The following is a 13,864-nucleotide window of genomic DNA, read 5'->3' on the forward strand; positions in this document are numbered from 1 at the left end:
GACTATGATGCGAATTTTATGTCTGGATATCCCTGCCCCTGGAGCATCGCTGGAGAAATATGCTCCGCACCTCAACGCTGAAGCGCTGCACGCCTGGGGATTGTATAAATCAGGCTTCATCCGCGACATCTACTTCCGTCAGGACAGACCTGGCGTCGCTATTTTTCTTGAATGTGACTCTGTCGATGAAGCGATGAACGTTATGGCCGAATTCCCGTTGGCAAAAGCAGGCTTACTAAGCTTCGAGTGTATACCGCTTGGCTCCTTTATTAACTGGGAAAATCTCTTCGCCGATGAATTTAAAAATAAAGAGTGAGGACCGATATGAAACCTGCATATAAACCAGTGCTATGTGTCGTTTCCAGCCATCCGATTAAAGGCGCATCCGGTGTACCAACCGGTTTTTTCCTGGCCGAGCTGACTCATCCGCTGAAAGTACTGGAAGATGCCGGAATAAAAACAACAATAGCCAGTATTCGCGGGGGGCAGCCACCGGTGGATGGATTTAACCTCAGCGACCCTGTTAACGCCTGGTACTGGAACGAAACCGATTTTCAGCAGCGCCTGGCAACAACACCTGCGTTATCCGAGCTGAAAGGTGCCGATTACAGCGCAGTTTTCTTTGCAGGTGGTCATGGGACCATGTGGGATTTCCGTGATAATCAGGATGCCCAGCGTATTATCCGCGAAGTGTATGAAAGTGATGGGATTGTCTCAGCCGTCTGCCACGGGCCTGCGGCATTGGTTGACGCAAAACTCAGTAGCGGCGAATACCTGATAAAAGGGAAAAATGTGGCGGCCTTTACCAACAAGGAAGAGGAAGAAGTTCACACAACAGATGTGGTTCCCTTCCTGCTTGAAACCGCACTTCGCGAGCATGGTGCGCTTTATCATGAAGCTCCAAACTGGTCTGAAAACGTGGTTACCGACGATCGCCTTATCACGGGGCAGAATCCCGCTTCAGCACATGGGGTTGGTGTGGCGCTGTTAAATGCACTCCGCCGGACAGCTTAATTAATTCCTTACTTGGCCGGTTTAAGTCAGCCACGATCCGGCCTTTTTTCAGGAGCTGAATATGAAAACACTACCTCCAGTCGCACTAGGTACATGGTCCTGGGGCACAGGCTTTGCCGGCGGCGACACCGTCTTTGGTAATCATCTTTCTGATACTCAGATGGCAGAAGTGTTCACTGCGGCCATGAGTAAGGGCCTCAATCTCTGGGATACCGCAGCAGTATATGGTATGGGGAGTTCCGAGACTGCGCTGGGAGCATTAGTCCGTCAGTTTCCTCGCGAGAACATAATTTTATCCACCAAATTCACGCCGCAGATTGCGGACAAGCAGTCTGCGCAGCCTGTCAGCGATATGCTTGAGGCCAGCCTTGGGCGCTTGGGCGTGGACGCGATTGATATCTACTGGATCCATAATCCCCTCGACGTCGAAAAATGGACGCCAGGATTGATCCCACTTTTACAAAGCGGTAAGGTAAAACGCGTAGGTGTTTCCAACCACAATCTGGCACAAATCAGACGCGCCAATGAAATCCTTAACGCTTCCGGTTATTCCCTCAGTGCAGTACAAAATCACTACAGCCTGCTCTATCGCGCTTCTGAAGAGGCCGGGATCCTTGATTATTGCCGACAAAATAACATCACGTTCTTTGCTTACATGGTCCTGGAGCAAGGCGCGCTCAGTGGTCGTTATGATTCAAATCATCCCATGCCTGCCGGGAGTGGCCGGGCCGAAAGTTATAACGCAGTACTGCCGCAGATAGAAAGACTAACCGCCGCCATGAAAAAAATGGGAGCCGAAAGGAATGCCAGCGTGGCACAGATAGCCATCGCATGGGCTATTGCGAAAGGTACCCTTCCCCTCGTTGGTGCGACTAAAGTCCATCACGTTCTGGACGCCGCCTGCGCTTCAGACATCCAGTTACGCGATGAGGAAATCATCCTGCTGGAACAACTCGCCGCAGAGACCAGAGTGGATACACGAGGCGCCTGGGAAAAACCGATGGTGTAAAGCCCGTCCGGAACAGACTGTCATGAATGACACACACGAACGGGCTGTTCCGGGTGATTCTAATCTGTATCACTTTTACTGCTTTGTATGAATGGTGAGAATATGAAAATCATTTGCCTCGAAGAACATTATCTCGACAGCGAGTTAGGGTGAGCGTGTATGCCTGTTGCGCTTGAGCAGGCACCTTTCCTTGGCGACTGGGGGAAAACCGTCGCTGATGGTCATAATCCTGACCGACTCCCTGCTTTCCCGCTTTAATAAACTGAATGTGCCACTCTATCTTCATCCCGGGTTACCGCTTAAAAGCGTACAGCAGGCCTACTTCACGGGCTTCAGCGCAGAGGTCAACGCCAGGCTTTCTATGTTTGCCTGGGGCTGGCATCACGAAGCGGGGATCCATTTGTTGCGGCTGATGTTATCGGGCGCATTTGATAAATATCCCAACCTGCAGGTAATCAGTGGCCACTGGGGGGAGATGTTACCCTTCTGGCTCCAGCGTCTTGATGACAGCCTACCACTGGCTGCAACGGGTCTGTCACGCACGCTAACGAGAACCTTCCAGGAACACGTTTACGTTACCCCGCCATATGCTAACACTGCCGCACTTCCAGTTTATCTACGCGTTAATGGGTGCTGAAAGGATCCTGTTCTCCGTCGATTATCCCTATCAGACCCTGGACGGTGTAAAAACCTTTATAGACAGTCTGCCCGTCAACAAGGCTGAAAAAGAGGCCATCGCATTTCGCAATGCAGAACGTTTACTGGGCATCACGGCGTAGTTCACGGGTTCGTGATGACCGGTACAATGAGAACAGTTGACCATTATTAGTTTTTGTCTAAAAGTGAATGAGTCTTTACTGCTCTAAAAAAATAATGTTGTCACTCTATACTGGATTTAATATTCACCAAAGATGTTTAACTGATTGAAATGAAAAATATCCTTGTTATTTCAGGTCATCCTGAGCTTACCCATTCCGTCGCCAATGCCACTATTCTTGATGAAGTGGAGACCGCCCTTCCTGATGTTGAGATTCGTCGTCTGGACAGGCTCTATCCGGATGGCAAATTCAACATCGCGGCGGAGCAGGAAAGCCTGCTCAGGGCCGATGTGATTGTCTGGCAGTTCCCTTTTTCCTGGTATGGGCTGCCAGGATTAATGAAAAAATGGCTGGACGAGGTCTTTGTTCACGGCTTCGCGCATGGCTCAACGGCGAAACTGGGCGGTAAAAAGCTGATCCTCTCCTTTACAACGGGAGCGCCAGAGGAGCTCTATACCGTCGACAGTTTCTTTGGCCATACCATTGAAGAGTATCTTATTCCGTTCGAAACCACGGCAAGGCTGTGCAATCTTGAGCTGCTGACGCCGGTTTATACCTGCGGTATCAGCTATGCCGACCGGGATGCCGACAAAATCGCGCAGCAAAAAACGCTTGCCCGGGAACACGCTTCAAGGCTTGTCGAACTGCTCAATTCCGTCGTGAATAATCCAGAGGGAGAATAACAATGCAGTATACCCGGCTCGGTAAAAGTGACTTACTTGTTTCCCGCATCTGCATGGGATGCATGGGGTTTGGCGATCCGTCGACGGGTCAGCATAGCTGGACGCTGGACGAAACAGCAAGCCGCGACATCATTCGCTATGGCCTTGAAAAGGGCATCAACTTTTACGATACCGCTATAGCCTACCAGAATGGCTCCAGTGAGCGATACGTTGGCCGGGCATTACGGGAGATGGCGAAACGCGATGATATCGTCCTGGCCACCAAGTTTCTGCCGCGAACCCCCGCACAAATTGCCGGAGGGATCAGCGGAAAAGAGGCAATCGCTCAATCCCTTGACCAGAGCCTGAAGAATCTGGGGGTGGACTATATCGACCTCTACATCTACCACATCTGGGATTACAACACGCCCATTATCGACGTGCTTGAAGCGTTACATACCGCTGTTACTGCTGGCAAAGTACGAGCTGTTGGTATTTCAAACTGCTATGCCTGGCAGCTGGCGAAGGCGAACGCCCTTGCTGAACGCGAAGGGCTGACGCCCTTTGTTTCCGTACAGAGCCACTACAATCTAATTATGCGCGAAGATGAACGGGAGCTCTTCGGCCTGTGCACTGAGGATAATATCGCAATGACCCCCTATAGCGCGCTGGCCAGCGGCCGCCTCTCTCGTAAAGAAGGCTATACACGGCGAGCCACAGAGGATGACTATGCGCGTGGAAAATATGACAGCACGGCTGAACAGGATCGCAGCATTATTGAGCGTGTAGCCGAACTGGCCGAACGCCATCTGGTGTCAATGACGGAAATATCTCTCGCTTGGCTGCTGACAAAAGTCACATCACCTGTCGTAGGGGCTACAAAAAAAGCTCATGTCGATGGCGCGGTAAACGCAGTAAATCTTCAACTAAGTCCGGAGGAAATTCAGTTTCTGGAAGAAACCTACCAGCCGCATGTTCTGACGGGGATCATGGCGCAAAATACGCCGCAAACGAAAGATGTTAAGCAGGTCTGGATGCGATAGCCCTTATTCACTTTTCCTCCTCTCGTCTTTGAGAGCGCCAGTAGCGGTCGGTTACGTTCTTACCAGCACCAGTTGATCGAACGTCTTAAACAGTAACGTCAGTAAAAAGATCATCGTGAAAAAGACTTTTATGCTTTTAATTTGCATGCTAATAAGCAGCCCTGTCTTTGCAACAAAACCGGACGCGCCGAATAAGTCGGAGATGAATATCTTCGAGCTCGGCATCAGACCCGATCGGGACAACGACTTTGCAGACGTGGCCAGACAGACGATTTCCGCTTCGGTTGATCATGAAGCAGGTACACTGGCGATGTATGCCCTGCAACGCAGCGACAATTCAGGTCAGGCATTCATGTTCGAACTCTATGAAAATGAGCGTGCTTATCGCAAACATCTCAATGCCGCCCCATACAAAGCATTCGCTGCTCGTGCACCTGACATTATTGACAGGAAGAAGAAAATTACCCTGGAGCCACAGTTTCTGGGCGACAAACACATCATACCGAATGAACGAACTATCAATAATCTGGTGATCGTCGAAGTAAAGCCTGAATTTCAGAGCGAATTTAGAAACATCGTCCTTCCTGAAATGGTCGAGTCGCTCAAAGTAGAGAAAGGCGTGTTAGCCATGTATGCCGGTACAGATTCAGAGACTCCAAAACGCTGGTATTTCTATGAGATTTACGCCAGTGAGGAGGATTATCAACTGCACCGACAAACGCTGCACTTCCTGGATTACCTCAGGCAAACGGCGCATATGAGCGCCAGGAAGGACGCAATCCCGGTAAAACCGGTATTTCTTCGTAACAAAGGCGGAATCAAACAGGAGCCGCAACGTTGACCAGTAAGGATTAACATGAAAAGCGTACTTGCAGCAGCGGCTATGTCGCTTGTTATTTCTGATTTTGCCAATGCTGAGGAAACAAGAGGTAAAGCTATGATGAAAATAGAACCGTCAGCGATTTCGGAAGCTGATATTCGTTCCGTCTCACCGGCTCTCGCGCGCTTTGGTCGCGAAGCTATTACTGAAGATCTGTGGACACGCGACGCCCTCTCACCGAGGGATCGTAGTGTGGTGACCGTCGCCATGCTGATTGCCCGCAACCAGCCTGCCGAGCTTAAGCACTATATTGACGTCGCTCTCGATAGCGGCGTGACGCCAGCGGAATTATCAGAAATCATTACCCATCTGGCGTTCTACTCAGGTTGGCCAAATGCAATGTCAGCCGTCAGCGTGATCAAAGCAGTATTTGAAACTCGTGGCGTCACGGCAGATGCACTTCCTGAAGCTTCTCCGGACCTGCTTCCTCTCAATCAGGAAGCAGAAAAGCAGCGTTCAGAGACAGTGGAAAAAAATGTTGGCCCAATATCTCCAGGCCTGGTTAAATTCACTGCTGATCCACTCTTCCTGGATCTCTGGCAAAGACCCGCGCTGAAACCCCGCGACAGAAGCCTGATTACGGTCAGCGCCTTAATCGCATCCGGACAGAGCGCGCAGATTGGCTATCACCTCAATAGAGCAATGGATAATGGACTTTCTGTTGAGGAAGCTGGTGAGATCGTTACCCAGGCCGCCTTCTATGCTGGCTGGCCAAACGCATTTACCGCTGCTCCGGTTGTGGGAGAGGTGCTAAACAATCGATCATCGAGTAAAAGGTAACATTACTGAACACTAAAACCTGACGCACATCACAAAATTAGAACGATCAGTTCATGAACCAACAGACGTGACATCGAGTGATTTATGGACAGCGTTTAACACAGTTATGAACCAAAACTGAGTTCATAACTGTGAGTTTGAATCGTCATTTGATTAATATCCATTTAAAACAGTTTGTTATGCTGTTTCTGGTGCTGAAGTCAATTATGTATATCCCTCAAACCCAGAATAGTTAAATGGAATTTGAGTGATGCGAAGCGATTTTACGGTCGTCGTTATTACTTCAGGGTTCCAGAACATAAAGCCTCTCCTCTTTCATGATTGGCCTGTGCATACCTGATATAGGCTGGCTGGTATGCAGGTTTGCCGTTTGCCGCATCTTCCCTGCGTTGAAGAGTCAGGCTGGCAAACCGCGTGCAAATGAACACCCCCTCTTTCCATCAACAATTCAGACAGCTTGCGGGAATGAGTCCACTCCGGTATCAGAAATGGCTACGCCTCAATGAAGCCAGGCGACTGATGCTGAATGAACATTACGATGTCACCACTGCAGCCTATGCTGTCGGTTACGAAAGCTTATCCCATTTCAGTCGGGAATATTCGCGGATGTTTGGAGAGTCACCTAAGAGAGATATTACCAGGTTAAGAAAGTCTGTCGGTCAGCTTTAATAAACCCTGCACTTATCTGTTTAGAGCAATTCCGTGTTAGTTACACCAGGCAAACATTAACCATAGCTAATGTTTTATAGCCATATAAACCATTGGCCGCTCTTGACCTTTCCTGACACTTCCCTTGTTCGCAATAATATTCTGTTTAGTCGCTGTTTATAAATAACATGCATAATGAAATCGTAATGTTATTTAGCGACATAAAATGTCTTTGCAAATACTCTCTACAACAAGTGCTGCAATAAACTTGTTGTGATTAGGTGTCCTTGTAATTTAAAGATATTATCGTTCTTCGTGAAATGTAATAACCCTGGAAACTATATTCTCAGGGCAATATCCCATCAAGAATGATTCTTGTTTTATAAGCAATAACAGAATGACTTAATTGTTAACTTTCTTTATTCAGCTACTTAAATATAAATTTTGGAGAATTATGAAACTCAAACATGTCGGTATGATTGTCGTTTCTGTGTTGGCGATGTCGTCTGCTGCGGTAAGCGCAGCCGAGGGTGATGAATCAGTAACGACCACTGTTAATGGCGGTGTTATTCATTTTAAAGGTGAAGTGGTAAATGCCGCTTGTGCGATTGATTCAGAATCAATGAACCAAACGGTTGAGCTGGGTCAGGTCCGTTCTTCTCGTCTGGCTAAAGCGGGTGACCTCAGCTCCGCCGTTGGCTTCAATATCAAGCTGAATGATTGTGATACCAATGTTTCCAGTAATGCAGCTGTTGCATTCCTGGGTACTACTGTCACCAGTAATGACGACACATTAGCGCTTCAGAGTTCAGCGGCAGGCTCTGCCCAAAATGTCGGTATTCAAATTTTGGACCGTACGGGTGAGGTATTAATACTTGATGGTGCCACTTTTAGTGCTAAAACTGACTTGATTGATGGCACGAATATATTGCCGTTCCAGGCTCGATATATTGCTCTCGGGCAGTCAGTAGCTGGTACTGCAAACGCTGATGCGACCTTCAAAGTTCAATATCTATAATTCAATCTTAAGGTGGCTATACGTCATCTGAAATTGAAACAGGGTGTGTGTGGCATGGTTACGCACACCCGAGCAATTCACCAATGTTCATCTCATTATTAATGAGGAATAGTTTGTGTTTTGGAGCGGTATGAAAAAATCACATAATATCTAAACGATCAATAAACAACAGTAGTTAAACTTACTGTTATTTAAAATATTTACTTTGTAGCAAGGTTTTCCTATTAAAAGAGAACCAACATTTATTACAAACGCATTAAGTCTGGAAACCCGGCGAGTCGCCAATGTATTAGCAATATTTACTGATTGTCTGATGTAACGGTTTTCCCGCTTATCCTCTTAACACATGGAGAATGCATCAGATGCAAACTACGCGTACCCCCTACTCTATTTCCTTTATGGCGACAGTGTTACTTTTATTGCTCTTTGCTTGCCATAGCACCATTGCCAACGCAGCTGTCGCACTGGGTGCGACGCGGGTAATTTATCCGGCAAACCAGAAACAGGTTTTATTGCCTGTCACGAATAATGATCCTGCCAGTGTCTATCTCATTCAGTCATGGATAGAAAATGCAGGTGACCAAAAAGACACCCAGTTTGTCATTACGCCACCGCTTTTTTCCATGCAAGGTAAAAAAGAGAATACGCTGCGGATAATCAACGCCACTAATCATCAGTTACCAGGCGACCGTGAAAGCCTGTTCTGGGTTAATGTTAAAGCTATTCCTGCTATGGAAAAAGATCAGAAGAATGAGAATACATTACAGCTGGCAATTATTAGCCGCATAAAAATGTTTTATCGCCCCACGAACCTGGCAATGGCACCTGAAGAAGCGCCTGCAATGCTTCGGTTTCGTCGCAGCGGCAGCAAACTCACTCTTATTAATCCAACGCCCTACTTCATTACCGTAACAAATATGAAAGCAGGAAATAGCAATCTCCCAAACACCATGGTGCCGCCAAAAGGTGAAGTATCGGTGGATATCCCGCATGCTGCAACCGGGGATATCAGTTTTCAGACGATCAATGATTACGGTGCATTAACTCCGCGTATTAAGGCAACCATGCAGTAAGCCAGTGACCTAATTAATAATAAACTCAATCGGAATTAATAATGACAGCCTTTCGTGCCGCATTTAAGGCATATCGTATGCATCAGGTGTTACTACTGCCTCGCTTTGCACGGCTTACCATTGCCCTTGGCTTAGCAACTGCGGTATTTCCCGTTGACGCAGAGTATTATTTTAATCCACGGTTTTTAAGCAATGATCTTGCTGAATCTGTCGATTTATCCGCCTTTACTAAGGGACGCGAGGCACCACCTGGTACATATCGGGTCGACATTTATTTGAACGACGAATTTATTACTAGTCGGGATATTACTTTTATTGCAGATGATAATAACGCAGATCTCATCCCATGCCTGAGTACAGATCTTCTAGTCAGTCTTGGCATAAAAAAATCAGCGTTATTAGACAATAAAGAACATTCGGCAGAAAAACATGTGCCGGACAACAGCGCATGCACACCACTTCAGGATCGTTTGGCCGACGCATCAACTGAGTTTGATGTTGGTCAGCAACATCTGTCACTCTCCGTTCCGCAAATTTATGTTGGCAGAATGGCTCGCGGCTATGTTTCTCCTGATCTGTGGGAAGAAGGAATAAATGCTGGGCTTCTAAACTATAGTTTTAATGGTAATTCTATTAATAATCGTAGTAACCATAATGCAGGAAAATCCAACTATGCATATTTGAATTTACAGAGTGGCATCAACATTGGTAGTTGGCGACTGCGCGATAACTCAACGTGGAGTTATAACAGTGGGAGTAGCAATTCATCTGACAGCAATAAATGGCAGCATATCAATACGTCGGCTGAACGTGACATTATTCCCTTACGCTCACGCTTAACGGTAGGTGATAGTTATACCGATGGCGATATTTTTGATAGTGTGAACTTTCGTGGCCTCAAAATAAATTCAACAGAAGCGATGTTGCCCGATAGCCAACATGGTTTCGCTCCGGTGATTCATGGTATTGCCCGCGGCACCGCACAAGTGAGTGTAAAACAGAATGGATACGATGTTTATCAGACTACTGTCCCACCCGGCCCTTTTACTATTGATGATATCAACTCTGCGGCCAATGGTGGTGATCTGCAAGTAACCATAAAAGAGGCAGACGGCAGTATTCAGACATTATATGTTCCTTATTCGTCTGTTCCGGTTCTCCAACGTGCTGGATATACGCGTTATGCGCTTGCCATGGGGGAATATCGTAGTGGAAATAACCTGCAAAGCTCCCCCAAGTTCATACAAGGTAGCTTGATGCATGGACTGGAAGGAAACTGGACACCTTATGGCGGAATGCAAATTGCAGAAGATTATCAGGCCTTCAACCTTGGTATTGGTAAAGATTTAGGACTTTTTGGTGCCTTTTCTTTCGATATCACGCAGGCCAATACGACACTTGCAGATGGCACCCGTCACAGCGGGCAATCGATTAAATCCGTCTACAGCAAATCCTTCTACCAGACGGGAACCAATATCCAGGTCGCAGGATATCGCTATTCTACGCAAGGTTTTTATAACTTATCCGACAGTGCCTACAGTCGAATGAGTGGTTACACCGTCAAGCCTCCTACCGGAGACAGCAACGAGCAGACACAATTTATTGATTATTTTAATCTGTTCTACAGTAAGCGTGGTCAGGAACAAATAAGCATCTCTCAGCAGCTTGGAAATTACGGTACGACATTTTTTAGTGCCAGTCGCCAAAGTTACTGGAACACGTCACGCAGCGACCAGCAAATATCATTTGGATTAAATGTGCCGTTTGGTGATATTACGACTTCGCTGAATTACAGCTATTCCAATAATATATGGCAAAACGATCGGGATCATTTACTTGCTTTTACGCTTAATGTTCCCTTCAGTCATTGGATGCGTACAGACAGTCAGTCGGCATTTCGTAATTCAAACGCCAGTTACAGTATGTCAAACGATTTGAAAGGCGGCATGACCAATCTATCGGGAGTTTATGGCACTCTGCTGCCGGATAATAACCTGAATTATAGTGTTCAGGTCGGTAACACCCACGGGGGTAATACATCGTCTGGCACCAGTGGTTACAGTTCTCTTAATTATCGTGGAGCTTACGGTAATACGAATGTCGGTTACAGTCGGAGTGGTGACAGCAGCCAGATTTATTACGGAATGAGTGGTGGCATTATTGCTCATGCTGATGGCATCACCTTTGGACAGCCGCTGGGCGACACAATGGTTCTGGTTAAGGCTCCTGGCGCTGATAATGTCAAAATAGAGAACCAGACCGGTATTCATACCGACTGGCGTGGCTATGCCATATTACCATTTGCGACAGAATATAGAGAAAATCGTGTCGCTCTTAACGCGAATTCCCTTGCAGATAATGTTGAACTGGATGAAACCGTGGTCACTGTCATCCCAACTCACGGTGCTATTGCCAGAGCAACATTTAATGCACAAATCGGCGGGAAAGTATTAATGACGTTGAAGTACGGTAATAAGAGCGTTCCATTCGGTGCAATTGTCACTCACGGAAAGAATAAAAATGGCAGCATTGTCGCGGAAAACGGTCAGGTTTATCTGACTGGACTTCCACAGTCAGGGAAATTACAGGTTTCATGGGGCAAAGATAAAAACTCAAACTGTATTGTCGAGTACAAGCTTCCTGAAGTTTCTCCTGGTACCTTACTGAACCAGCAGACAGCAATCTGTCGCTAAGGAACAATAGATTATGAAATACAATAACATTATTTTCCTCGGTTTATGTCTGGGGTTAACCACCTATTCTGCTTTATCCGCAGATAGCGTTATTAAAATTAGCGGGCGCGTCCTCGATTATGGCTGCACAGTCTCATCGGATTCGCTTAATTTTACCGTAGATCTCCAAAAAAACAGTGCCAGACAATTTCCAACGACCGGTAGCACAAGTCCAGCCGTCCCTTTTCAGATTACGTTAAGTGAATGCAGTAAAGGGACAACGGGGGTTCGGGTTGCATTTAACGGGATTGAGGATGCAGAAAATAATACTCTGTTGAAACTGGATGAAGGAAGCAATACGGCCTCCGGTTTGGGTATAGAAATACTGGACGGAAATATGCGTCCGGTGAAATTGAATGACCTTCATGCCGGGATGCAGTGGATCCCACTGGTACCAGAACAGAACAATATTTTGCCTTACTCCGCTCGTCTGAAGTCAACTCAGAAGTCCGTCAATCCGGGACTGGTGAGGGCTTCGGCAACCTTTACCCTTGAATTTCAATAATCAGAGTCAGATATGAAAAGACTTCACAAGAGGTTCCTGTTAGCTACGTTTTGCGCGTTATTCACAGCAACTCTCCAGGCCGCCGATGTCACTATCACTGTTAATGGTCGGGTAGTCGCTAAACCCTGCACTATTCAAACCAAAGAAGCTAACGTTAATCTCGGGGATCTTTATACGCGCAATCTGCAACAACCTGGTTCTGCATCAGGCTGGCACAATATTACTTTGTCATTAACCGATTGTCCGGTTGAAACAAGTGCAGTGACGGCAATCGTGACAGGTTCAACTGACAATACGGGTTATTACAAAAATGAAGGTACTGCCGAAAATATTCAGATAGAGCTAAGGGATGACCAGGATGCGACGTTAAAAAATGGCGATAGCAAAACGGTTATTGTTGATGAGATCACTCGTAATGCACAGTTTCCACTTAAGGCAAGAGCTATCACGGTGAATGGAAACGCAAGCCAGGGAACGATCGAGGCGCTAATCAATGTGATCTACACCTGGCAATAACGTCGATTCGATTTTCTTAGCCTCTTTTTAAATCAATTTTTTAACCTTAGGATATATCATGGGTAAAACAATAAGTATGAAGCTTCTGTTCGGTATTTATCTTCTATTAATGGCAGGCAAAGTTTTTGCCTTCAGTTGTAATGTCGATGGCGGGTCAAGTATTGGAGCAGGTACAACCTCTGTTTATGTTAATCTCGACCCTGTAATACAACCGGGCCAGAATCTGGTTGTAGACTTGTCTCAGCATATAAGTTGCTGGAATGATTACGGCGGCTGGTACGACACTGATCATATAAACCTGGTACAAGGCTCAGCTTTCGCAGGCTCTCTACAGTCATATAAAGGATCGCTGTACTGGAATAATGTGACCTACCCCTTCCCGTTGACGACAAATACTAATGTATTAGATATTGGTGATAAGACACCGATGCCATTACCGTTAAAACTCTATATTACCCCAGTCGGTGCGGCCGGTGGAGTTGTCATAAAAGCCGGGGAAGTTATTGCCCGTATTCATATGTATAAAATTGCCACGTTAGGAAGTGGAAATCCGCGTAATTTTACGTGGAATATTATTTCAAATAACAGTGTTGTTATGCCAACAGGCGGCTGCACCGTTGATAGTCGTAATGTCAACGTGAATCTCCCGGACTTTCCTGGAAGCGCAGAAATACCCCTTGGCGTATATTGCTCAAGTGAACAAAAGCTCTCATTTTATCTTTCGGGTGCTACCACTGACAGTGCCAGACAAGTGTTTGCTAACACAGCACCAGATGCAACAAAAGCATCGGGAGTGGGTGTCTCTCTGATGCGTAATGGAAAAATACTGGCTACGGGAGAAAACGTCTCCCTGGGGACAGTAAATAAAAGCAAAGTACCTCTGGGTTTAAGCGCAACCTATGGACAAACAGGAAACAAGGTTGCAGCCGGAACCGTCCAGTCAGTCATTGGTGTCACTTTTATCTATGAATAATTGTGATTTTGACATTGGTCTATGCGCTCCATTCACGAAGATTGCGCGGATAATTATTTTGTGAAGGCTATTATCCTACATCTGTAAGAAAATCCGCGCACAATTGAAGCCAGAGTCTTATTTTTTATATTGAAAAATATGTTAATTTAAACACTATGAGAGATGATGCTTAATTTATCGTATTTAATCTTTT

15 protein-coding genes and 1 pseudogene are annotated in these 13,864 nt (G+C 46.4%); all 16 read left to right on the forward strand.

What is annotated here, in order from left to right; genetic code table 11:
- Positions 1–7 precede the first annotated feature (7 nt).
- Positions 8–316, forward strand: a complete 309-nt coding sequence (locus ACJHYR_RS01175; protein ID WP_001221046.1) for a hypothetical protein — start codon at positions 8–10, stop codon at positions 314–316.
- An 8-nt stretch (positions 317–324) separates the two neighbouring features.
- Positions 325–1,014 (forward strand): type 1 glutamine amidotransferase domain-containing protein, encoded by a 690-nt coding sequence (locus tag ACJHYR_RS01180; RefSeq protein WP_000801314.1) that lies wholly within the window; start codon positions 325–327, stop codon positions 1,012–1,014.
- A 61-nt stretch (positions 1,015–1,075) separates the two neighbouring features.
- Complete coding sequence (locus tag ACJHYR_RS01185; RefSeq protein WP_000854796.1) at positions 1,076–2,023, forward strand: aldo/keto reductase; 948 nt, start codon at positions 1,076–1,078, stop codon at positions 2,021–2,023.
- A 217-nt stretch (positions 2,024–2,240) separates the two neighbouring features.
- The gene (locus ACJHYR_RS01190) at positions 2,241–2,660 is read left to right on the forward strand and encodes an amidohydrolase family protein (protein WP_001314733.1); all 420 of its coding nucleotides are present in this window, start codon (positions 2,241–2,243) and stop codon (positions 2,658–2,660) included.
- Positions 2,650–2,802, forward strand: a complete 153-nt coding sequence (locus tag ACJHYR_RS01195) for an amidohydrolase family protein (protein ID WP_001314732.1) — start codon at positions 2,650–2,652, stop codon at positions 2,800–2,802. Before ACJHYR_RS01190 ends, ACJHYR_RS01195 begins: the two co-directional genes overlap by 11 nt.
- Positions 2,803–2,951: 149 nt before the next feature.
- On the forward strand, positions 2,952–3,524 hold the full coding sequence (locus ACJHYR_RS01200; RefSeq protein ID WP_000789914.1) for an NAD(P)H-dependent oxidoreductase: 573 nt from the start codon (positions 2,952–2,954) through the stop codon (positions 3,522–3,524).
- A gap of 2 nt (positions 3,525–3,526) precedes the next feature.
- Complete coding sequence (locus ACJHYR_RS01205) at positions 3,527–4,546, forward strand: aldo/keto reductase (RefSeq protein ID WP_072837379.1); 1,020 nt, start codon at positions 3,527–3,529, stop codon at positions 4,544–4,546.
- Positions 4,547–4,691: 145 nt separating this feature from the next.
- On the forward strand, positions 4,692–5,387 hold the full coding sequence (locus tag ACJHYR_RS01210) for a putative quinol monooxygenase (protein ID WP_000909118.1): 696 nt from the start codon (positions 4,692–4,694) through the stop codon (positions 5,385–5,387).
- Positions 5,388–5,402: 15 nt separating this feature from the next.
- Positions 5,403–6,206 (forward strand): carboxymuconolactone decarboxylase family protein, encoded by an 804-nt coding sequence (locus tag ACJHYR_RS01215; RefSeq protein WP_000843776.1) that lies wholly within the window; start codon positions 5,403–5,405, stop codon positions 6,204–6,206.
- 402 nt (positions 6,207–6,608) lie between these two features.
- Positions 6,609–6,875, forward strand: a pseudogene (locus ACJHYR_RS01220) (helix-turn-helix transcriptional regulator); the annotation flags it as partial.
- A 433-nt stretch (positions 6,876–7,308) separates the two neighbouring features.
- Positions 7,309–7,872 (forward strand): type 1 fimbrial major subunit FimA, encoded by a 564-nt coding sequence (gene fimA, locus ACJHYR_RS01225; protein ID WP_001296758.1) that lies wholly within the window; start codon positions 7,309–7,311, stop codon positions 7,870–7,872.
- A gap of 362 nt (positions 7,873–8,234) precedes the next feature.
- Positions 8,235–8,945, forward strand: coding sequence for a fimbria/pilus periplasmic chaperone (locus tag ACJHYR_RS01230; protein ID WP_001195159.1), 711 nt, complete (start codon positions 8,235–8,237; stop codon positions 8,943–8,945).
- Between the two features lie 41 nt (positions 8,946–8,986).
- Positions 8,987–11,638, forward strand: coding sequence for a fimbria/pilus outer membrane usher protein (locus ACJHYR_RS01235; protein WP_001310032.1), 2,652 nt, complete (start codon positions 8,987–8,989; stop codon positions 11,636–11,638).
- Between the two features lie 13 nt (positions 11,639–11,651).
- Positions 11,652–12,182 carry a fimbrial protein gene (locus ACJHYR_RS01240; RefSeq protein WP_000876770.1) on the forward strand — a complete coding sequence of 177 codons (531 nt, stop codon included), beginning with the start codon at positions 11,652–11,654 and terminating at the stop codon, positions 12,180–12,182.
- A 12-nt stretch (positions 12,183–12,194) separates the two neighbouring features.
- Complete coding sequence (locus ACJHYR_RS01245) at positions 12,195–12,698, forward strand: fimbrial protein (RefSeq protein WP_000825458.1); 504 nt, start codon at positions 12,195–12,197, stop codon at positions 12,696–12,698.
- A 58-nt stretch (positions 12,699–12,756) separates the two neighbouring features.
- Positions 12,757–13,671 carry a fimbrial protein gene (locus ACJHYR_RS01250; RefSeq protein ID WP_000520696.1) on the forward strand — a complete coding sequence of 305 codons (915 nt, stop codon included), beginning with the start codon at positions 12,757–12,759 and terminating at the stop codon, positions 13,669–13,671.
- Positions 13,672–13,864: the final 193 nt, after the last annotated feature.

The organism is Escherichia sp. WS1450 (assembly GCF_046487395.1).
GTDB classification, from domain to species: domain Bacteria; phylum Pseudomonadota; class Gammaproteobacteria; order Enterobacterales; family Enterobacteriaceae; genus Escherichia; species Escherichia coli.